The following is a 19,696-nucleotide window of genomic DNA, read 5'->3' as shown; positions in this document are numbered from 1 at the left end:
CTCGTGGGCCCCTCCTCGGGCAGCATGTGTCCCGTGGATCAACAGGCAGATGCCGTACGGCATATGTCACGCACGAACAGGGGGACTCGCATCGTGAACGCAATGCGCAGGAGAAGGGTGACGGCCGCGGCGGGGGCCGCCGCCGTCCTGGCGGGGCTGGTCACGGCCGCCGGACCGGCCTCGGCGGCGACCGGCACCACCGCCACCTGCACGCCCGCCGTCGAGCTCCTGCCCGCACTCGCGGGAGGCGGCGCAGGCGCCGTGAAGGGCTTCGGCGCCGGCGGGCTCGTCGTCGGCGAGAGCGGCGGCCTGCCCGCCTACTGGACCGGCGCCGAGCACACGGTCCACGCCGTGCCGCTGCCCGCCGGCTTCGACCGGGGCAGCGTCAAGGCCGTCAGCGCCAAGGGCCTGATGGTGGGCACGGCCGTGCGCGGCTCGGACCACACCTCGGTCGCCTTCACCCACCAGCTGGGCAGCGCGGTCTCGGAGGCGATCACCGCGCCGTCCGGCCCGTACGGTGAGGCGGCCGTAGACGTCAACGAGTCGGGCCGGGTCGTCGCCGCCGACGGCGGCGTGGCCAAGGAGTGGGTGGACGGCAAGGTCGCGCGCGAACTTCCGGTCCCCGCCGACGCGATCGCGGGCAGCAAGGTCGTCGCGCTGAACGGGATCAACAAGCGCGGCGACATCGTCGGCACCGTCAGCGGCTCGTACTTCGACTCCGCCAACGACATCGAGGTGACCAAGACCTTCCCGGTGGTCTGGCCGGCCGGCGGCGGCTACGCGCCGTACAGCCTGGAGGTGTGGAACGGCTACCACTCCTCCTTCGCCACGATCGGCCGGGACATCGACGACCGCGGCCGGGTGGTGGGTCTGGAGGACTACTACTACCGCAACGACCCCAGGCTGACCCCGGCCGTCTGGAAGAAGCCGTACGACGCCCTGCCCACCGACCCGGGCCGCGTGGCGGGCTACGGCCACCTCGAGTTCAACGGCAGCAGCCCGACCACGAACGTGGCCGTGGGCACCGCCACCGAGTTCGAGGAGAGCTTCGCCGGCTACTACCAGGCCGTCTACTGGTCCGGGAAGGGTGCCCCGCAGGTCCTGCCCGCCCCGGCGGGCGGCCCCGGCGCCGTGCCGCTGACCCGCGCCTTCGCCGCGACCGACGACGACCGGGTCGGCGGCACCGTGAACGACCGCGAGACGCAGGCGGGCAGCGCCGTGATCTGGACCTGCGCGAGCAGGCAGGCGTACACCCCGCAGAAGTAGGCGGTGTCGCGGGCATGGAGATGTGAGCGCCGGCACGCTATCGATGCCCCCATGACGGACGACATCCCGCGCGGGCTGCCCGCGCCGCCGCCGCTCGGCGCCGCCGCCCTGCCCCCCGGTACGTACGCGGGGCAGGTGGTCCTCGTGACCGGCGGCGGCACCGGGCTGGGCAAGGCCATCGCCGCCGAGTTCGCGCGGCTCGGCGCCGACCTGGTGATCGCGAGCCGGCGTGCCGGGCAGCTCCATGCGGCGCGGGAGGAGCTGGCGGCCGTCCCCGGCGCGGGCCGGGTGACGGCCGCCGTGTGCGACATCCGGGACCCCGAGCGGGTCGCGGAGGTCTTCGACGCGGCGCAGGCCGCGCTCGGCCTGCCGGACGTGCTGGTCAACAACGCGGCCGCCAACTTCCCCTCCCCCGCCGAGGACCTCTCCCCGGGCGCCTGGCGGGCGGTGGTCGACATCACCCTGACGGGCACCTGGTTCATGACCCGCGAGTTCGGCCGCCGTCACCTCGCCGCGGGCACGCCGGGCTCCATCGTGAACATCGGCGCCTCGTACGCCTGGACCGGCGGGCCGGGCTTCGCGCACAGTGCGGCGGCCAAGGCCGGGGTGAAGAACCTGGTGGAGACGCTCGCCGTCGAGTGGGGCCCGTACGGCATCCAGATCAACGGCCTGGTTCCCGGCCTGTTCCCGCACGCCGACATGACCGAGGACATCCGCGGTGGCCTGGAGCGCGCCGCGCCCGACGCCAAGGACTCCCGCCAGCCCGCCCTGCGCGTCGGCGCCCCGCGCGAACTCGGCTGGGCCGCCACCTTCCTGGCGTCCCCCTTCGCCCGGTTCGTCACCGGCCACACCCTGGTGGTCGACGGGGCGAACTGGCAGCGCCGCTCGCTGGTCAACCCCGAGGTGGTCCCGGTCCGCACGCAACTGGGCCGCGGTCCCTTCACCTTGTGAGCGCCGGCCCGTGCTCAGCCTCCGCTGAAGTGCGGCGGGCGGCGGGCCGCCTTGGCCGTGTAGCCCTCCCGGCAGTCCTCCGAGGTGAGGGTGAGGGCCGCGGTCATCGCCACGCGGTCGAGGGCAGGGGCGAGGGCGGCGTCCGCGTAGGCGTCGATCGCGCGCTTGACACCCTGGACGGCGAGCGGGGCGTTGGCCGCGATCTCCGCCACCAGCGCGCGGGCCGCGGCGCCCAGCTCGGCGCCGGGGACGAGCAGTTGGACCAGGTTCAGCCGCTGCGCCGTCGCGGCGTCGATGCGGCGGCCCGTCAGCGCCAGGTACTTGGCCCAGCCGGCTCCCGCCTCGCGGGCGATCCGCAGGTCGCCGCCGGCGTCCACCGCCACGCCCAGCTGGGCCTCCGGCAGGGCGAAGACGGCGTCCTCGGCGGCCACCCGGACGTCGGCCATCAGCGCCAGTTCGAAGCCGAAGCCGAGGCAGTAGCCCTGGACGGCGGCCACCACCGGCTGCGGGAGGCGGGCGAGGACCGCGAACCGCTCGTGGACCCAGCGGATGCCCTCGTAGTAGTTGCGGGTGCGCTCGGCGGCGCTCGCGCCGGTGATCGCGCCGCCGGGGGCGGTGACATCGATGCCCGCGCAGAAGGCGCGGCCCTCTGCCCGCAGGAGCACGGCCCGTACGGACGGGTCGAAGCGGATCCGGTCCGCCAGCAGGCCCAGCTGGCGGGTGGACTCCCAGCTCCAGCCGTTGAGTTTGTCCGGGCGGCACAGGGTGAGCACCGCCACGCCGTCCGCGACCTCCAGCCGGATCCGCTCCTCGCCCTCCGCGATCTCCGTGGAGACGGTGTCGATCACGCTGCCCTCCCCCGTTGACTGACGGTCCGTCAGCTTAGGGGTGTGCGGTCAGCGGGGGAAGACCTCGAACCCGACCGCCGGGGCGCCGCCGAACCGGGCCGCCGCCCGCTGAACGTTGCCGGCGAGGAAGGAGCGCACGTACTCCTCGGGGTCCTGGTCCGTCAGCACCTCGATGTAGGCCTTGTGCTCCAGCAGGGACTGCACCGAACGCTCGAAGCCCGGCCCGGCGTCGGCCGCGTGCGTGGGCGTGCTGGTGCCGGCCACCGCGACCCAGCGCACGCCGTTCCACGGCTCCAGGCCCTGCTCGGAGATGAGTTCGGGGAAGATCCACCGGTTGCCGGCGTCGGCGGCCGCGTCCAGGGTGGCCCGGCCGACGGCCTTGTGGTCGGGGGTGTTCCAGTAGCCCCCGCCCCCCTCCCCGCCCCACGTGTCACGGTGGTTGAGGGTGATGACGAGCTCGGGGCGGTGCCGGCGGATGGCGGCGGCGATGTCCCGGCGCAGGTCGAGGCCGTACTCGACGACGCCGTCGCGGTAGTCGAGGAACTCCACCTGGGAGACTCCGACCACGGCCGCGCTCGCCCGCTGTTCCGCCTCGCGCAGCGGGGCGCAGTCGGCGGGGGCGAGGGTGTCGATGCCCGCCTCGCCGCGCGTGGCGAGGAGGTACACGACCTCGCGGCCGCCGTCCGTCCAGTCCGCGATCGCGGCCGAGCAGCCGTACTCCAGGTCGTCCGGGTGGGCGACGACGGCGAGGGCCCGCTGCCAGTCGGTGGGCATGGGCTGCAAGGGGGCGTTCTGTTCAGTTTGTTCGATCATGCCTCGCACAATAGGCGAACGGGGCGGCGCGGGCGGGCGGTGGCGCACCCGGCCCGACCGCCGCGCAGGATGCGGCCGGGTCAGGCCTCGTCGCGCACGAGGGCCAGGAGCCGGTCCAGCACGCGGGGGCCGCCGGCGCGGACGCCGTCGTGCTCGAACTCGTCGGTCACCCAGGTCCGCAGGCCGCGTACGGAGCGCGCGGTCCGCAGGGAGTGGGCGGTGTCGACGTACATGTCGTCGTGGTAGACGGCGGCGGCCACCGGCACCTCGTTCGCGGCGAGCCGCTCCGGGTCGTAGAGCGGCCCCCAGCCCGTGCGGGCGGCCAGCAGTTCGGCGGTCTCGCGCAGCGGGGCGAGGGAGGGGTCGGCGGTGAAGTGCCAGGGGTGGATGGTCTCGCCGGTGAACAGGAGCGGCTCGTCGCCCGCAAGGGCCTTGGGCGCGTCGAAGCGGGGGTGGCCCGCGCGCACCCGGTCGGCGGCCCATGCGGTGGGCGCGGCCGGGTCCTGGGCGTAGATCGCCTCGTGGAGGAGGGCGTAGAGGGGGTGTCCGGCGAAGGAGAGCTGCGCGTGGACGCCCTCCAGGAAGGCGTCGGAGAGGGCGGGGCCGGCCGGGGTCGGGACGAAGGCGTCCTCCAGCAGGTAGTGCAGCTGGTGGCTGCCGTCGCCGCCGCCGAGGAGGAGGCCGAGGGACTGGAAGGCCTCGACGGTGAGGCGGTAGCCGCCGGGGAGTTCGGCCGGGCGCTCGGCGAGGTGGGCCGCGATGCGGCGGGCCCGCTCGACGTCCATCGGGTAGCGGGCGTAGTGGGCCAGGTTCTTGCGTTCGACGCGGGGGTACGCGGCCTCGTACACCTCCTCGGCGGTGGCGGTCAGCGAGGGCAGGCCGCCGGTGATCAGGGCGGCGGTGAGGCCCTCGGGGGCGGCGGAGAGGTAGTGGGTGGCGCAGAAGCCGCCGAAGCTCTGGCCGAGCACGGTCCAGGGCGCCCCGCCGGTCAGGGCGGGGCGGATGGCCTCGGCGTCGCGGACGATGGAGTCGGCGCGGAAGTGGGCGAGGTACTCGGCCTGCTGCGCGGGCGTGCCGCGCAGGGGCAGGGTCTGCCGGTTCACCGGGGTGGAGAGGCCGGTTCCGCGCTGGTCGAGGAGCAGGACGCGGTAGTCGGCCAGGGCCCGCCCCAGCCAGGCCTGCCGGCCGGTGAACCGCCGGGCCCCGAAGCCGGGACCGCCCTCCAGGTACAGCAGCCAGGGCAGGGTCTCCGGGTCCTTGCCGGAGGCGACGACCTCCCGGGCGTACAGCTCGATCGTTTCGCCGTCCGGGCGCGCGTGGTCGAGCGGGACGGTGAACCGGTGGTCGGTGAGGACCGTTCCGGGCTGGCGGTAGCTGTGGACGATGGTCACGGACGGCCCCTGGGGTACGAGGTGCGGCGCCCCGTGCCGCGGCCGGATCGCGGCCGGGGCACGGGTGTGGCGGTCCGGGCGAGTCTAGTACGGGCCCCAGTGCTGACCTGGGGCTTACGGGAACTCGACCACCGAGCGGAGCACCTCGCCGCGCTCCATGCGGGCGAAGGCCTCCTCGACGCCGTCGAGCGGGATGGTCTCGGAGACGAAGGCGTCCAGGTCGAGCCGGCCCTGGAGGTAGAGGTCCACGAGGAGCGGGAAGTCGCGCTCGGGCAGGCAGTCCCCGTACCAGGAGGACTTCAGGGCCCCGCCGCGGCCGAAGACGTCGAGGAGCGGGAGTTCGAGCTTCATGTCCGGGGTCGGGACGCCGACCAGGACCACGGTCCCGGCCAGGTCGCGGGCGTAGAAGGCCTGTCGGTAGGTTTCGGGGCGGCCGACGGCGTCGATGACCACGTCGGCGCCGTTGCCGCCGGTCAGGCCCTGGATGGCTTCGACCACGTCCTCCTTGCGGCCGTTGACGGTGTGGGTGGCGCCCAGGCCCCGCGCCCACTCCAGCTTCCGGTCGTCGAGATCGACGGCGATGATGCGAGAGGCGCCGGCCAGCCGGGCGCCGGCGACGGCGGCGTTGCCCACTCCCCCGCAGCCGATGACGGCGACGGAGTCACCGCGGCCGACGTTGCCGGTGTTCAGGGCCGCGCCGAGGCCGGCCATCACCCCGCAGCCGAGGAGTCCGGCGGCGGCCGGGGAAGCGGCGGGGTCCACCTTGGTGCACTGGCCCGCCGCGACCAGGGTCTTCTCGGCGAAGGCGCCGATGCCGAGGGCCGGGGAGAGCGGGGTGCCGTCCTCCAGGGTCATGGGCTGGGTGGCGTTGTGCGTGGCGAAGCAGTACCAGGGGCGGCCGCGCCTGCAGGCCCGGCAGGTCCCGCACACGGCGCGCCAGTTGAGGACGACGAAGTCGCCGGGTGCCACGGAGGTGACGTCCGGGCCGACGGATTCGACGATCCCGGCGGCCTCGTGGCCGAGCAGGAAGGGGAACTCGTCGTTGATGCCGCCCTCGCGGTAGTGCAGGTCGGTGTGGCAGACCCCGCAGGCCTGGACCCGGACGAGCGCCTCGCCCGGTCCCGGGTCGGGCACGAGGATCGTCGTGGTCTCCACCGGTGCGCCCTTGGTCCGGGCGATGACCCCTCGTACGCGATGCGTCACGTTCGTTCTACCCCGCTCTCGTCGATTTGCGTACGAACGTACACGGGCTGCGCGCGGTAGGGGAGTTGCCTCACACGGCGGGGTGCTATCTGGCCAAGTCGGGCGGTACGGAGGCGCGCAGGGCCGCGCCGAAGGCCGCCACGGCCGGGTGGCGGGCTGCTCCGCTGCGGAAGGCGAGCTGGGTGCGGCGCTGCATGCGCAGGCGGGTGAGGCGGACGGCGGGTTCGGCGGGGGCGGTGATGCCGAGCTGGGGGACGACGGCCACGCCCTGGCCGGCGGCGACCAGGGCGAGGACGGTGGCGAACTCGTCGACCTGGTGGCGGACCCGGGGCGTGAAACCGGCGGCCTGGCAGGCGCGGACGGTCATGGCGTGGCAGAGCGTGCCGGGTGTGGCGGTGATCCAGGGATCGTCGGCGTGCCCGCGCAGGACCGCACCCTGATCCGGGACGGCGCCGGGTGCGGGGACCGCATCCGCGGCGGGAAGCGGATCCAGGGCGGGGCCCGCACCCGGGGCGGGGCCGGCACTCGCATCGGAAACCGGACCCGGGCACGGACCCGGGCACGGACCCGGGCACGGGCACGGACCCGGGCACGGACCAGGGACGAGACTCGGACCGGAGAACGGGCCCGGACCGGAGAACGGACCCGGACCGGAGAACGGGCCCGGAGCGGGGGCGAGACCGGGACCGGAGACCGGACCCGGACCCGGATCGGGGACGAGACCCGGACCGGAGGCCGGGCCCGGAGCGGGGAACGGGCCCGGGTCCGGGTTGGCGGGCGGGTGCGGGGGGCGGGTCGCGGGGGCTGCCAGGTACATGGCCTCCGCGTACAGCGGCTCGGTGGCGAGCCCGGGCTCGCGGGCGGCGGGCACCAGGTCGTACACGTGGACCAGCGCCACGTCGAGGTCCCCGGCCCGCAGGGCGTGGGCGACCGCCGCCGGGTCGGTCTCGCAGACCATCGGCTCCAGCCCGGGGTGGTGCCGGGCCAGGGTGACCAGGGCGGCGGGGACGATGGCCCGGGTGGCGGTGGGGAAGGCCCCGATCCGCAGGGCGCCGGCCAGGCCGCCGCGCGCTTCCGCGAGGTCGGCGTCGGCCTGCTCCAGCCGTTCGAGGACGGCCTCGGCGTGGCCCACCAGGTTCTGCCCGGCGGGAGTGAGCCGGACCCGGCGGCCGGTGCGTTCCAGCAGCGGCAGCCCGGCTTCCCTTTCGAGCACGCCGAGTTGCTGGGACACGGCCGAAGGGCTGAACGCGAGGGCCTCGGCCACGGCGGCGATGGTTCCGCGGCGGGCGAGTTCGCGCAGCAGGCGCAGGCGTCGTACGTCGAGCATCGGCTCAGCTTACGAGTCGGGTAAGAAAAGCGAACTGGATTCGGGGCTCGGGGCGGGCGAGGCTCGGGGCATGACACAGGACATCGCACGCGACCTGCCCCTCCCGCTCCACGGGATCCACGTACCGCTGGTCACCCCCTTCACCCGCGCCGGGGACATCGCGGCCGAGGCCCTGGAGGCTCTCGCCCACGAGGTGCTCGACGCGGGCGCCACCGGGATCGTCGCCCTCGGGACCACCGCCGAGACGGCCACCCTGGACGAGGCGGAGCGGGACCTGGTCACCGACGTCTGCGCCCGGGTCTGCGCGGAGCGGGGCGCGCTGCTGACCGTGGGGGCCGGGGCGAGCGGGACCCGGGCCGCGGAGGCCTCGCTGGCCCGGCTGGCCCGCTGGCCGCAGGCGCGGGCGGCGCTGGTGACGGTGCCGGCGTTCGTACGGCCTTCGGCGGCGGGGGTGTTGGCGCACTTCGCGCGGCTGGCCGAGGTGAGCCCCGTACCGCTGGTCGTCTACCACATCCCGTACCGGACGGGGCAGCCGCTGGACGCCGCCGCGCTGCGCGGGCTCGGGGAGCTCTCGGGGGTCGCCGGGGTCAAGTACGCGGCCGGCGGCATCGACCAGGACACGGTGGCGCTGCTCGGCGACCTGCCGGCGGGGTTCGCCGTGCTGGCCGGCGACGACGCGTACCTCTCGCCGCTGCTGGCGCTGGGCGCGCCGGGCGGGATCCTGGCCTCGGCGCACCTGGCGACGGCCCGCTTTGTGGAGCTCGCCGAGGCCTGGCGGGCGGGGGACGTGGCGCGGGCCCGGCCCCTGGGGCACGCGCTGGCCCGGCTCTCGGCGGCGGCCTTCGCGGAACCCAATCCGGCGGTGGTCAAGGGCGTGCTGCACGCCCAGGGGCGGATCCCGGATCCGGGCGTGAGGCTGCCGATGCTCCCGGCGTCCGCAGCCGCGGTGGCGGCCACGCTGGAGCGGCTCGCGGAGCTCTGAGACGGGGCCGACAGGCCTCTGGAATGCCAGGAAGAGTCCAGTTTGGGCGATTCGCAACCAACGCCCATGTCGCCCGAATGAGGCATGGGGAGAGTGGACTTGTCCCTGCGCACGTCAGCCCGGGGACACCCCCTTCAAACCGTGATGTGGGTCACTCCGAAAGCGTCAACATCATTCCCCCACAAAGGGCCGATTCCCTTATCCCGGAAAGAAAGTTGGCTAATGCCCGAAGGCATCGCCAAGGTCATTTTCCGGGCGGAAGGCAGGAAGTCGATCTACCGGTGGAATTCGGGCCTTGTTCAGGCCCGGCGGGCTCGCCTACGGTCACCCTCATTCCCGGTGGTCAGCTGCCGAATCCGGCCACCCCCGGGGCCTCTCCGTCCCCCCACGTGAGGAAATGCGCCATGCCCGCAAAGGGAAAGCACCGTCGGCCGAAGAACAACCCGATCACCCGCAAGCTGGCCATGGCCGGCACGGGCGGCGCGGCCCTCGCCCTTCCGCTGATCAGCGCGACCACCGCCGGGGCTGTGGAGGCGACCGTCGCCCCCACGGCTCGGACGGCCGCTCCCGCAGCGGGCACCGCCGCTCCCTCGACCTATTCCGTCCTCCCGGGCGACTCGCTTTCGGAGATCGCCGCGAAGCATTCCGTGAGCGGCGGCTGGAAGCAGCTCTACGAGGCGAACCGGAGCGTCATCGGCGACAACCCGTCGATCATCCGGCCCGGCATCAAACTGAAGCTCGACACCCGGGCGGAGGCCCCCCGCGCGAGCAGGTCCGCCGCCCGGACCGCCGTGACGCCCACCTACGCGAACAACCTCGACGGGTGGATCCGCGAGTCCCTCGACGTGATGGCCAAGCACGGAATTCCCGGTACCTACAACGGAATTCACCGCAACGTGATGCGGGAGTCCTCCGGCAACCCGCTCGCCATCAACCTCTGGGACATCAACGCCCAGAACGGCATCCCCTCCAAGGGCCTGCTCCAGGTCATCGACCCGACGTTCCGCGCCTACCACGTGCCCGGCACCTCGCTCGACTCCTACGACCCGGTCGCCAACATCACCGCCGCCTGCAACTACGCGGCCGCCCGCTACGGCTCCATCGACAACGTCAACGGGGCCTACTAGAAGGCGCTCAGAGCCAGCCCTGGCGACGGGCGGCGCGCACGGCCTCCATGCGGTTGCGGGTGCCGGTCTTCCCGATCGCCGAGGACAGGTAGTTGCGTACGGTCGATTCGGAGAGGTGCACCTTCGCCGCGATGTCGGCGACGGTCGCCCCGTCCACCGCGGCGCCCAGCACGTCGACCTCCCTCGGCGTCAGCGGGCTGGGCCCGGCGCTGAGCGCGGCCGCCGCGAGGGCCGGGTCGACCACCGTCTCCCCGGCCAGCACCCGGCGGACGGCCGCCGCCAGTTCCTCCACCGGGCCGTCCTTCACGAGGAACCCGGCGGCCCCGGCCTCCATCGCCCGCCGCAGGTAGCCGGGCCGGCCGAAGGTGGTCAGGATCAGCACCCGGCAGCCGGGGCACCGGGTGCGCAGTTCGGCGGCCGCGTCGAGGCCGCTGCGGCCCGGGAGTTCGATGTCGAGGAGGGCCACGTCGGGCCGCGCCTCCAGGGCGGCGGCGACGATCTCGTCCCCGGCGGCGACCTGCGCCACGACCTCGATGTCCTCCTCCAGCCCGAGCAGCAGGGCCAGGGCTCCGCGCATCATGCCCTGGTCCTCGGCCAGCAGGACCCTGATCATCGTTCCTCCCCGTCCCCTCGGTCAGTGCGGCGCATCGTCGCCGCCCTCCGCCGGCACGGACTCCAGCGGTTCCGCCGGGAGTTCGGCGGTGACGCGGAATCCGCCGCCGGGGAGCGGGCCGCTGCTCAGCGTGCCGCCCGCCGCGGCGAGGCGTTCGGCGAGGCCGGTCAGGCCACTGCCCGGCGCAACAGAGCCTACGCCGCCGCCGTCGTCCGTGATCACCAGCCTGGTCCGCCCGGCGCGGTCGCCGATCTCGATCTCGCAGGTCCCGGCGGAACTGTGCCGGATGACGTTGGTGACGGATTCGCGGACCACCCAGCCCAGCAGGGCCGCCGCCTGCGGGGGCATCGGGGGGCCGGACTGGCGTACGACGGGCTCGATGCCGGCGGCGGTGAGCACGCCGCGGGCCCGGTCGAGCTCGCCGGCCAGGCTTGCCTCGCGATAGCCGGTGACGGCCTCGCGGATCTCCGTGAGCGCCTGCCGGCCGACCGACTCGATGTCGGCGACCTGGGCGAGGGCCGCGTCCATGTCCCGGGGCGCGATCCGGCGGGCCGCCTCCGACTTCACGACGATCACCGAGAGGGTGTGGCCGAGCAGGTCGTGCAGGTCGCGCGAGAAGCGCAGCCGCTCCTCGTCCACGGCGGTCCGCGCCAGCTCCTGCCGGGTCTCGCGCAGCTCCTTCACCGTCTCGGACAGGGCCAGGATGGCCGCGGTGACCATGCCGGACAGGAACGTCCCGTAGAAGATGCCGAGCGCCTCCCATCCGTCGCGGTACGCGGCGATGGCGGCGGCGACGGCGCTGAGGCCGAACATCACCGGGCCGAGCCTGCGGCCCCGGACCACGGTCCCGGTGGCCAGGCCCAGCAGGGGGAAGAACAGCAGCCAGCTGCCTCCGTAGGCGTAGGACAGGGCGCCGGTGATCGCGCCCATCGCGGCCAGGCTCCACTTGGTGCTCGCCGCCGCGCGCTTGCGCGGGTCGAAGGAGCGGAACACCACGCTGATGTAGAGGGAGTTGAAGACCAGCAGGCCGAGGCCGCCGATCAGCGGGTTGGGGGTCTCGCCCTGGAGGAGGTTGGAGAGCGCGCCCAGACCCATCAGCAGCCAGGGCAGCAGGGTGAACCCGCTCGGCGCACCCATCGGGCCGCGGAGCCACCGGGCGGCACGGGGCGGGGGCGGGGCGGGCGGTGCCGTCGGTACGGTCGTCTTCGTCATGCCCACCACGCTAGGCAGGGGTGCGGGATCCCCGGCAGAGCCGCGTGTACGGACCCCGGCCGTACAAATGTCACGGCCGTCCCGCACGCGGACGCGACGCCCGGGCGCGCAGCAGGGTGCGCATCGGGGCGACGAGGCCGTAGCCGGTGTCGCGGCGCAGGGCGGTGATGCCCGCGCGCTCGACCGCGGCGAGCTGCTGCGCCATGAGCTCGGTCATCGTGGCGACCACGGGACGCAGGCCCGGCTCGGCCAGGCCGAGGTGGCCTTCGGTGGCGTCGAGGGCGGTCCGGGCGCGGCGGGTCTCGTCGGCGAGGAGCGCGCGCACGGCCGGGGTGTCGCGGCCCCGCTCGAGGTCGTCGCGGGTCACGGAGTGCTCGGCGAGCCGGTCGCGCGGGATGCACAGCCGGCCGTCGGCGAGGTCCCCGGCGAGGTCCGCGAGGAAGTCGACGCGCTGGGCGGCGTCGACGAACCGCCGCCAGCCCGCGGCCTGTTCGGCGTCGGGGCCGCCCTGGTACTGGAGGCCGGTGAAGGCGAGCACCCCGGGCCAGGCGTAGGCGTCGAGATAGGCCTGGAAGTCCGCTTCGGTGGCGAAGCCGTCGAAGCCGGCCTCGGCGGTGGCGGCGCCCTCGAGGAACCGGGTGACCCACTGCGGGGGCAGGGCGCGGGAGTCCACGGCGTGGGCGTAGGCGCGCAGTACGGGGTCGGGGCTGTCCCCGGACTTCAGGGCCGTCTCGACCCGTTCGGTCAAGGCGGCCAGTGCGGTGGCCCGTTGGAGCGGGGTGCCGGTTTCGGCCACGTCGTCGACCAGGTTCATGAAGGCGAGGCCGGCGGCCAGCGAGGGCACCAGCGGCGGGGCGGCGAGCAGGCGCAGCGTGAGGTAGGGGGCGGGTTCGCGGCGGAGCACCCGGCGTGCGGCGTGTGTGTAGTCCTCCCGCAGCCGGGTGCCGGCTATCCCGGCGGCCGTGAGTGTGGTGCGCCAGGTGGGCATGGCGATCTCGCTCCCTTGGGCTCTTCGGACATATGCGCGTGGTGCGGGTACACGATGTCAGAAAGGGACAACCTTCTTGACCTTGCCGTCGGTGCCGGCGAGCACGTATCCGCCACGGCCGTACTCGTCGGTGAGGTACGGGCGCATACAGGGCACCTGGTCCATCATCCAGGGCTCGACGACGACGTAGCGCGAGGTCGGGTTCGGGAGGTCGAGGTCCTTCTTGGACTGCTCCAGCAGGCCGGGCAGGGCGTCCCAGTTGACCCCTGCCATGTCGATCAGCGGCTCGCCGTCCTTGACCGTGCCGTCCGGGCCCGTGCGCTTGGCCGCGCCGTCGCGGTACTGCCAGGCGTCAACGGTCTTGGCTCCGGGGGCGGTGGGGATGGAGGCGAGGACGTAGCCGTCGTAGACCGTCAGATCCACGAAGGTGGTCGTGCCCGTCTGCTGTTTGAACGCCTCCAGGGCGATCCGGATGTTCTCCGGGGTGAGCAGACTGCCCCGGGTCGCGCCCGCCTTGGGCGTGCTCGACTTCGGGCCGGGGGTGGGCGCGGCGGCGACGGCGGTGGCGGTGGGTCCGGCGGTGGAGCCGCCCCTGGCGTCGTCGCGGCCGCCGTCGGTCCCGTCCGGCAGCCACTGGACGATGCCGACGACTCCGGCCGCGAGCACCGCCGCGACTGCGGCGCCGATCAGGGCCGGGCGCCTGCGCGGAGCGGGTGCCACGGGAAGGGGCGTGGTGGTGGCCGCGTAGGGCGAGGGCCCGGGGCCGAACGGCGACGGGGCCGCGGTCGGGGTCGGCGTGGCGGGGGGCGAGTACGGCCCGTACTGCCCGTACGGGGCCGGGACGGCAGGGGCGGCCGCCGGCACCACGCCGGAGCCCGCGCCGGCGCCGAGAGCAGTGCTCGCGTCCCGGAGCAGTTGTTCCAGCTGCGCCCCGTCGGGCCGCGCGGCCGGGTCCCGTACGAGCAGCCGTTCCAGTACGGAGCCCAGCGGGCCGGAGCGCACGGGCGCCGGGATCGGGTCGTCCAGCACGGCGACGACCGTGGCCAGGCTGGTGGCCCGGCGCAGCGGATGGACCCCTTCCGCGGCCACGTAGAGCAGCATGCCCAGCGACCACAGGTCGGAGGCGGCCAGCCCCTCCTCGCCGCGCACGCGTTCGGGTGCGATGTACTCGGGGGACCCGATCAGCACGCCGGTGGCGGTGAGCCCCGTCGATCCGTGCAGGGCCGCGATGCCGAAGTCGGTGAGCACCGCCGACCCGTCGGGCCGCAGCAGCACGTTGGCCGGTTTCACGTCGCGGTGGAGGATCCCCTCGGCGTGTGCGGCGCGCAGCGCGGACAGGACGTCGAGGCCGAGCCGCAGCACGTCCGCGAGCGGCAGCGGCCCGGACGCCAGCCGGTCGTGCAGGGAACCGCCCCGGACGAGCTCCATGACGATCCACGGATGCCCCTCCGCGCCCTGCGCCGGTTCGACGATGTGGTGGATCGTCACCACGTGGGGGTGGGCGAGGCGGGCGAGGGCGCGGGCCTCGCGGACGGCCCGTTCGCGCAGCTGGTCGGCCAGACCGGGCTGGGCGGCGGCGGTGGCCGGGTCCGGCGGGCGCACTTCCTTGAGTGCGACCTCGCGGTGCAGGGCGATGTCGCGGGCCCGCCACACCGTACCCATACCGCCGCTGCCCAGGGGCGCGACCAGTTCGAAGCGCCCGTCGATCAACCGTCTGCCGGCCTCACCAGTGTCCATGGGCGGTCATCGTAAGCGCCGCCGGTGTCAGCAGCGGCGGCGGTCCTCCGTGAGCGTTCCCTGCACGGTGGTGAGGGCCCGGTCGTAGCAGCCGCCCGGTTCTCCCGAGCCGTGCAGCCGGTGGCGTGCGGTGGTGGTGGCGACGGCGTGCCGCTGGTCGCGCGGGACGTTCGCGGTGTAGGTGGCGTCGCCCGAGTACCGGTCGTCGAGGTGGGAGACGTCGACGTTCCGGCCGCCGCGCAGGGTGACGGTGTCGGCGCGGTCGCCGAGGGAGAGCACGGTCCGCAGCCGGTCGCCGGCGCCGAGGGTGGTCTCGCCGTCCATCGTGTAGGTGCGCGCGGTGCGGGTGGCGGTGGCGCCTCGGGTGACGGTCTCCTCGTCGGTCCAGGTGGCGGTGAGCGCGTCGCGGTCCTCGCCGTCGGTCCAGCGGTGGACGGAGGTGTTCCGTACGGCGCGGGTGACGGTGGTGGTGACCCGGCCGTGGGAGGTGTCGAGGTGCCCGGCGACGGTCAGCCGGTGGGCGCCTTCGGTGTCCAGGCGGTGCTCGGCTCCGGGCGTGCCGGGTGTGGCGGGCGTCCAGCGGGCGGAGTTGGCCGGATCGCTCTGCTCGTGGCGGGTCAGGGCGCCGGTGACGACCTCGCGGCCCTCGTCCTGCCAGAGCAGCAGGTTCGTGGGGGTGCTCCAGCCGCTCTGCCCGGCCGGCACCCCGGCGACGGACACCTCGATGCGGTGCGGGCGCCCGTCGTTGAGGAGGGCGGCGTAGGGGGTGAGGTCGTAGAGGACGGGCTGTACGTCGAAGGCGCGGGGGCCGGGGGTGACGTACCAGAGGAAGGGGTTGGACCAGCCGCCGGTCCAGACGGTGGGGAAGGGCGCGGCGATGCCGGCGAGCGCGCCGTCCACGGAGATGCGGACCTCGCGGTAGGGGCCGTCGACGGCCTTGCAGGAGTACGGGGCCGCGTCCGGAACGGTCATGTACCAGTACTCCTCGCAGCCGCCGCCCGAGCCCGTGGCGTAGACCTCGGCGAGGAGCCGCTCGGTGTTGCGCGGGGTGGTGACGGCGGGCGAGGTGAGCGGGAGGACCCGGTCGGGGGTGTCGGGGGCCGCGGTGGCGCCCTCGGCGGCGTAGAAGGTGAGGGTGACCTTGACGTCGATGACCCCGGTGTAGGTGTCGTTGACGACGTTGCCGATGAGCATCTCGACGGGCCGGGGGCCGGCGAGGGTGTCCCGGTAGCGGGTCACGTCCTTCTCGACGGACCAGGTGATGCCGTCGGGCGAGGGCTGCGGGGTGGAGGTGCGGAGGATCTCGACGCCGCCGAGGGACAGGTATCCGAGCCGGTCGTACTGGCGGCCCTTGACCTTGCCGTCGAGGCGGAGCACCACCTTGGCCCAGCGGCCGGCGCCGCAGCCCTCGGGCGGCGCGTAGCTGCCCCGGTACGGGGTGAAGTCGCGGAACTGCGCCTCGGCGAGGGTCACCTGGCAGGCCCGGGTCGCGGGGCGGGCGACGGGCGGGGCGGCGGTGAGCGGGTCGTGCCAGTCGGTCCCGAACTCGGCGGGCGGATCCGCGGCGCCCACGCCCGCCGGGATGCCCGCGGGCCGTGCGGCGGGGGCGGGGGCGGGTGCGGCATGCGCGGGTCCCGCGCCGGCCAGGGTGGCGGCGGCCAGCGCGATCGCGCCGAGCACGCCCGTGATCCTGTGTCGTCTCATGGGCCCGCAGTGAAACCCGGCCCGCCGGAACCCCGCCAGGGCCGGTGCCCCGAATGTGGCGCGATATCGCCCCCGCCGCCCGCGCGTACGGGGCCCGCCGGAAATCCCTAGGCCGGCAGGACCACGATGCCGTCGTCGTCCGCGTGGACCGTGTCGCCGGGGCGGAAGGTGGTGCCGCCGATGGTGACGGGCACGTCCACCTCGCCGGCGCCCGTCTTCCCGCTCTTGCGGGGAACCGTGCCCAGCGCCTTGATCCCGAGGTCGAGCCCGCCCAGGGCCACGCTGTCGCGGACGGCGCCGTTGATGATCAGGCCCGCCCACCCGTTGCGCGCGGCCGCGCCGGCCAGCAGGTCGCCCACCAGGGCGGTGCGCAGCGAGCCGCCGCCGTCCACGACGAGGACGGCGCCCCCGCCCGGCCCGTGGACGAGTTCGCGCAGCAGCGCGTTGTCCTCGTGGCAGGAGAGGGTCCGCACCGGGCCGGCGAAGAGCCGGCGGCCGCCCAGCTGCCGGAACTGGGTGGCGCAGATGCCGAGGGCCTCGCCGTGCTCGTCGTACAGGTCGGCCGTGGGGAGGGGGGTGGTGACGCTCATGTCGCTGGGACTTCCTCGCTGCTCGTTCTCGCTCGTAGGTCGCGCCGTGCCGCCAGCGTAATGGGCGGCCGCCGGCGGACCGGCGGGCCCGGGTCAGTCGCGGGAGTTGCCGAACAGGATCCGGTAGCCGATGAGCAGGACCAGGGAGCCGGCGATGGCGGAGCCCCAGGTGGCGAGGTCGAAGAACTGGGTCTGGATCGGCCGGTCCAGGAACCGCGCCGAGAGCCAGCCGCCGATGAAGGCGCCGGCGACGCCGATGAGGGTGGTGCCGATCAGGCCGCCCGGGTCCCTGCCGGGCAACAGGACCTTGGCGATGCCTCCGGCCAGCAGTCCCAGGATGATCCAGCCGACGATCCCCATGCCCATTCACTCCGTTTCGGTGGTGCGGTGTGTTCACCGGGGAGGACGCGGCCGGGGCCGAAACGGTTCTCCGCCCCGCGCTCAGCGGCGGTGTGCGGAACGCGCCAGTGCGAGGGGGCGGGGGGCCGGCGCGGGCCCGGCGGCCCGGGGGGCCGCGGCGGCGGGCGGGGTGCGGGTCAGCAGGAGGACGCCGCGGGCGGCCGCGCCGGCTCCGGCGACCGCGAGCAGGACCCCCAGCAGGCCGCCCTGGAGGCGTTCGCCGAGCAGGACCATGCCGATGGCGGCCGCGGCGAGCGGATTGGCCAGGTTCACCACGGCGAGGGGGGCGCCGAGCCCGCCCCGGTAGGCCCGCTGCGACAGCAGCAGCCCGCCGACCGCGAACACCACGACGAGCAGGGCCACCGCGATGACCCGCACGCTGAGCAGGGATCCGCCGCGGCCGGCCGCCACGGCCACGGTCTGGGTGAGGGCGGAGGCGGCCGCGGAGGCCAGCCCGGAGGCCGTGGCGTGCCGCAGCCCGGAGCGGGGGTCCTTCACGGCGGTCAGCAGCAGGATCACGGCGGCGGTGGCCCCGGAGACGGCGAGCGCCTCGGCCAGCGTGAGGGTGTCGTCGGGGGCCGGTCCGGAGGCGGGGAGCAGCAGCAGGCCCAGGCCCGTCACGGTGGCCAGGGTGCCCCGCCACTCGGTGCCCGCCACCCGGCGCCCGGCCCGGCGCGCGCCGAGCGGGACGGCGGCGACGAGGGTGAGCGCGCCGAGCGGCTGGACCAGGGTCAGCGGCCCGTAGCGCAGGGCGGCGGCGTGCAGCAGCGCGGCGGCCGCGTTCAGTCCGGCCGACCACCACCAGGCGCTGTTGCCGAGCAGGGCCTTGGCGCTGCGGGCCACGGCGGCCCGGGCGAGCCGCTCCTGGGCCACGGCTGCGGAGGCGTAGGCCACGGCCGAGGCGAGGCAGAGGCAGACGGCGAGCGCGGTGTCGTTCATCGCCCGGCCCCCACGGCTTCGTCGGCGCGCCGCGGGCGGGGCAGGTCCCGTACGGCGGCGCCCGCACCCGTGTCCGCATCGGGATCGGCGCCGCCGTCCGTGCCGGTACCGGTTCCGCTCGGGCGCGGCCGCGGGACCAGCAGGAGGGCGGCCCCGAGGAGCAGGGTCGCCACGATCGCGTCGAGCCAGTAGTGGTTGGCCGTGCCGACGACCACCAGCAGGGTCAGCAGGGGGTGCAGCAGCCACAGCGCGCGCCACCGGGACCGGGTGGCGGCGATCATGCCGAGGGCGAGCATCAGGGCCCAGCCGAAGTGCAGCGAGGGCATCGCGGCGAACTGGTTGGCCATGGTGTCGGTGGCCGGCGCGGCCCCGTAGACGGTGGGTCCGTAGACCTGGCCGGTGTCGATCATGCCCGCGTCGCCGAGCATCCGCGGGGGTGCCAGCGGGAAGGCGAGGTGCAGGACGAGGGCGGCGCCGGTGAGGACGGCCAGTACCCGGCGGGTCCACAGGTAGTGCCCGGGGCGGCGCAGGTAGAGCCAGATCAGGAAGAGCGCGGTCGCGGGGAAGTGGACGGCCGCGTAGTAGGTGTTCGCGGCGTGCACGAGGGCGTCCCCGTGCAGCAGCAGCCGCTGTACCGCGCCCTCGCCGGGCAGGTGCAGGGCGCGCTCGGCGTCCCAGATCCGCGCGGCGTTGCGGTACGCCTCGTCGGTGCGCCCGGTGGAGAGCATCCGGCCGGCCTTGTAGACGGCGAACAGGCCGGCCACGAGCAGCAGCTCGCGTATAAGGCGGCGGCGCGCGGCTCTCCGTCCGGCTGCCGGATCGGCAGGTGTGGTCTGGGAGGTCATCCCCCGGTCTCTCTTCCTCGTACACGCAATCGACACGCCAGTGTATCGATACATTCACGTATCGATACGACCGTGTACCGATACGCTCGCGTTCCCCTACACTCGTACTCGAACCCGCCGCCGAGGCGCCCCCGAGGAGAGCCGCACCACCATGACGTCGACGCCGACCACCGCGCGCCGCTCCAAGATCACCCCGGAGCGGGAGCAGGAGTTCTACGAGGCCGTCCTGGACCAGCTGCGCGAGCACGGCTACGAGGCCCTGACCATGGAGGGCGTCGCCGCCCGGGCGAGCTGCGGCAAGTCCACGCTGTACCGGCAGTGGAAGACCAAGCCCCAGCTCGTCGCCGCCGCCCTGCGGGCGAACCGGCAGGGCACCCTGGTCGCGGTGGACACCGGGACGCTGGCGGGCGACCTGCGCGAGGCGGCCCGGATCGCCGCCTGCACCTCGGGGCGCGACACCCGGCTCACGCAGGCCCTGGGGCACGCGGTGCTCAGCGACGAGGAGCTCCAGGCCGCCCTGCGCGAGGCCCTGGTCGAACCGGAGCTGGCCGCCTTCGACGCGATGGTGGAGCGGGCCGTGGCCCGGGGCGAGATCGCCGCGGACCATCCGGCCGTGGAGTTCCTGCCGGCGCAGCTGATGGGCGTGCTCCGGATCCGGCCGGTGCTGGAGGGGCGGTACGCCGACGCCGACTACCTGGTGCGGTTCGTCGACGCCGCCATGCTCCCCGCCCTGGGTCTCACAGGACCCGGCACCCCCTGAA

General features: G+C 74.7%; 19 protein-coding genes. 5 read left to right on the top strand and 14 right to left on the bottom strand.

Annotated features, from left to right (window positions below; all coding sequences use genetic code 11):
* Positions 1-102 precede the first annotated feature (102 nt).
* Together ACFTXQ_RS00745 and ACFTXQ_RS00740 are read left to right on the top strand one after the other, a co-directional pair.
* Entirely contained in the window at positions 103-1,266 is a 1,164-nt protein-coding gene (locus tag ACFTXQ_RS00745) for a hypothetical protein (protein WP_382634332.1), read from the top strand.
* A 51-nt stretch (positions 1,267-1,317) separates the two neighbouring features.
* Positions 1,318-2,217: an SDR family oxidoreductase gene (locus tag ACFTXQ_RS00740; RefSeq protein WP_382634329.1), complete on the top strand. Its 900-nt coding sequence runs from the start codon at positions 1,318-1,320 to the stop codon at positions 2,215-2,217.
* Positions 2,218-2,231: 14 nt separating this feature from the next.
* Here ACFTXQ_RS00740 and ACFTXQ_RS00735 read toward each other — a convergent pair whose 3' ends face one another.
* The 5 genes from ACFTXQ_RS00735 to ACFTXQ_RS00715 all read right to left on the bottom strand — a co-directional run bounded on the left by ACFTXQ_RS00735 (position 2,232) and on the right by ACFTXQ_RS00715 (position 7,799).
* Entirely contained in the window at positions 2,232-3,065 is an 834-nt protein-coding gene (locus ACFTXQ_RS00735; RefSeq protein WP_382634327.1) for an enoyl-CoA hydratase/isomerase family protein, read from the bottom strand.
* Positions 3,066-3,113: 48 nt separating this feature from the next.
* On the bottom strand, positions 3,114-3,878 hold the full coding sequence (locus ACFTXQ_RS00730) for a PIG-L deacetylase family protein (RefSeq protein WP_382634324.1): 765 nt from the start codon (positions 3,876-3,878) through the stop codon (positions 3,114-3,116).
* A gap of 80 nt (positions 3,879-3,958) precedes the next feature.
* A complete protein-coding gene (locus ACFTXQ_RS00725) occupies positions 3,959-5,263 on the bottom strand; it encodes an alpha/beta fold hydrolase (protein WP_382635090.1) in 1,305 nt (434 codons plus the stop codon).
* 120 nt (positions 5,264-5,383) lie between these two features.
* On the bottom strand, positions 5,384-6,472 hold the full coding sequence (locus ACFTXQ_RS00720; protein ID WP_382634321.1) for an S-(hydroxymethyl)mycothiol dehydrogenase: 1,089 nt from the start codon (positions 6,470-6,472) through the stop codon (positions 5,384-5,386).
* Between the two features lie 85 nt (positions 6,473-6,557).
* A complete protein-coding gene (locus ACFTXQ_RS00715) occupies positions 6,558-7,799 on the bottom strand; it encodes a LysR substrate-binding domain-containing protein (protein ID WP_382634319.1) in 1,242 nt (413 codons plus the stop codon).
* A 70-nt stretch (positions 7,800-7,869) separates the two neighbouring features.
* On the opposite strand from ACFTXQ_RS00715, the gene ACFTXQ_RS00710 reads away from it, so the two are divergent.
* Positions 7,870-8,781: a dihydrodipicolinate synthase family protein gene (locus ACFTXQ_RS00710; RefSeq protein WP_382634316.1), complete on the top strand. Its 912-nt coding sequence runs from the start codon at positions 7,870-7,872 to the stop codon at positions 8,779-8,781.
* Positions 8,782-9,185: 404 nt separating this feature from the next.
* Positions 9,186-9,908 (top strand): transglycosylase SLT domain-containing protein, encoded by a 723-nt coding sequence (locus tag ACFTXQ_RS00705; protein WP_382634313.1) that lies wholly within the window; start codon positions 9,186-9,188, stop codon positions 9,906-9,908.
* A 7-nt stretch (positions 9,909-9,915) separates the two neighbouring features.
* Here the strand turns inward: ACFTXQ_RS00705 and ACFTXQ_RS00700 are convergent, their stop codons facing one another.
* The 9 genes from ACFTXQ_RS00700 to ACFTXQ_RS00660 form a co-directional block, all read right to left on the bottom strand.
* Complete coding sequence (locus tag ACFTXQ_RS00700) at positions 9,916-10,521, bottom strand: response regulator (protein ID WP_382634310.1); 606 nt, start codon at positions 10,519-10,521, stop codon at positions 9,916-9,918.
* Positions 10,522-10,542: 21 nt separating this feature from the next.
* Complete coding sequence (locus ACFTXQ_RS00695; protein ID WP_382634307.1) at positions 10,543-11,733, bottom strand: sensor histidine kinase; 1,191 nt, start codon at positions 11,731-11,733, stop codon at positions 10,543-10,545.
* Between the two features lie 70 nt (positions 11,734-11,803).
* The gene (locus tag ACFTXQ_RS00690) at positions 11,804-12,721 is read right to left on the bottom strand and encodes a squalene/phytoene synthase family protein (RefSeq protein WP_382634306.1); all 918 of its coding nucleotides are present in this window, start codon (positions 12,719-12,721) and stop codon (positions 11,804-11,806) included.
* A gap of 57 nt (positions 12,722-12,778) precedes the next feature.
* Entirely contained in the window at positions 12,779-14,458 is a 1,680-nt protein-coding gene (locus ACFTXQ_RS00685; RefSeq protein WP_382634303.1) for a serine/threonine-protein kinase, read from the bottom strand.
* A 27-nt stretch (positions 14,459-14,485) separates the two neighbouring features.
* Positions 14,486-16,162 carry a peptide-N4-asparagine amidase gene (locus ACFTXQ_RS00680; RefSeq protein WP_382634301.1) on the bottom strand — a complete coding sequence of 559 codons (1,677 nt, stop codon included), beginning with the start codon at positions 16,160-16,162 and terminating at the stop codon, positions 14,486-14,488.
* 107 nt (positions 16,163-16,269) lie between these two features.
* Entirely contained in the window at positions 16,270-16,752 is a 483-nt protein-coding gene (gene rraA / locus ACFTXQ_RS00675; RefSeq protein WP_382634298.1) for a ribonuclease E activity regulator RraA, read from the bottom strand.
* A gap of 93 nt (positions 16,753-16,845) precedes the next feature.
* On the bottom strand, positions 16,846-17,112 hold the full coding sequence (locus ACFTXQ_RS00670) for a GlsB/YeaQ/YmgE family stress response membrane protein (RefSeq protein WP_382634295.1): 267 nt from the start codon (positions 17,110-17,112) through the stop codon (positions 16,846-16,848).
* An 81-nt stretch (positions 17,113-17,193) separates the two neighbouring features.
* On the bottom strand, positions 17,194-18,090 hold the full coding sequence (locus tag ACFTXQ_RS00665) for a hypothetical protein (protein ID WP_382634293.1): 897 nt from the start codon (positions 18,088-18,090) through the stop codon (positions 17,194-17,196).
* The gene (locus ACFTXQ_RS00660) at positions 18,087-18,935 is read right to left on the bottom strand and encodes a phosphatase PAP2 family protein (RefSeq protein WP_382634290.1); all 849 of its coding nucleotides are present in this window, start codon (positions 18,933-18,935) and stop codon (positions 18,087-18,089) included. Before ACFTXQ_RS00660 ends, ACFTXQ_RS00665 begins: the two co-directional genes overlap by 4 nt.
* A 151-nt stretch (positions 18,936-19,086) precedes the next feature.
* Here ACFTXQ_RS00660 and ACFTXQ_RS00655 point away from each other — a divergent pair, with 151 nt between their 5' ends.
* Entirely contained in the window at positions 19,087-19,695 is a 609-nt protein-coding gene (locus ACFTXQ_RS00655; protein ID WP_382634287.1) for a TetR/AcrR family transcriptional regulator, read from the top strand.
* The last annotated feature ends 1 nt before the right edge of the window (position 19,696 follow it).

Source organism: Streptomyces sp. NPDC057010 (assembly GCF_042673805.1).
Taxonomy (GTDB): Bacteria; Actinomycetota; Actinomycetes; order Streptomycetales; family Streptomycetaceae; genus Streptomyces.
The sequence above is the reverse complement of the archived record's forward strand: the minus strand, read 5'-3'. Positions and strand labels throughout refer to the sequence as shown.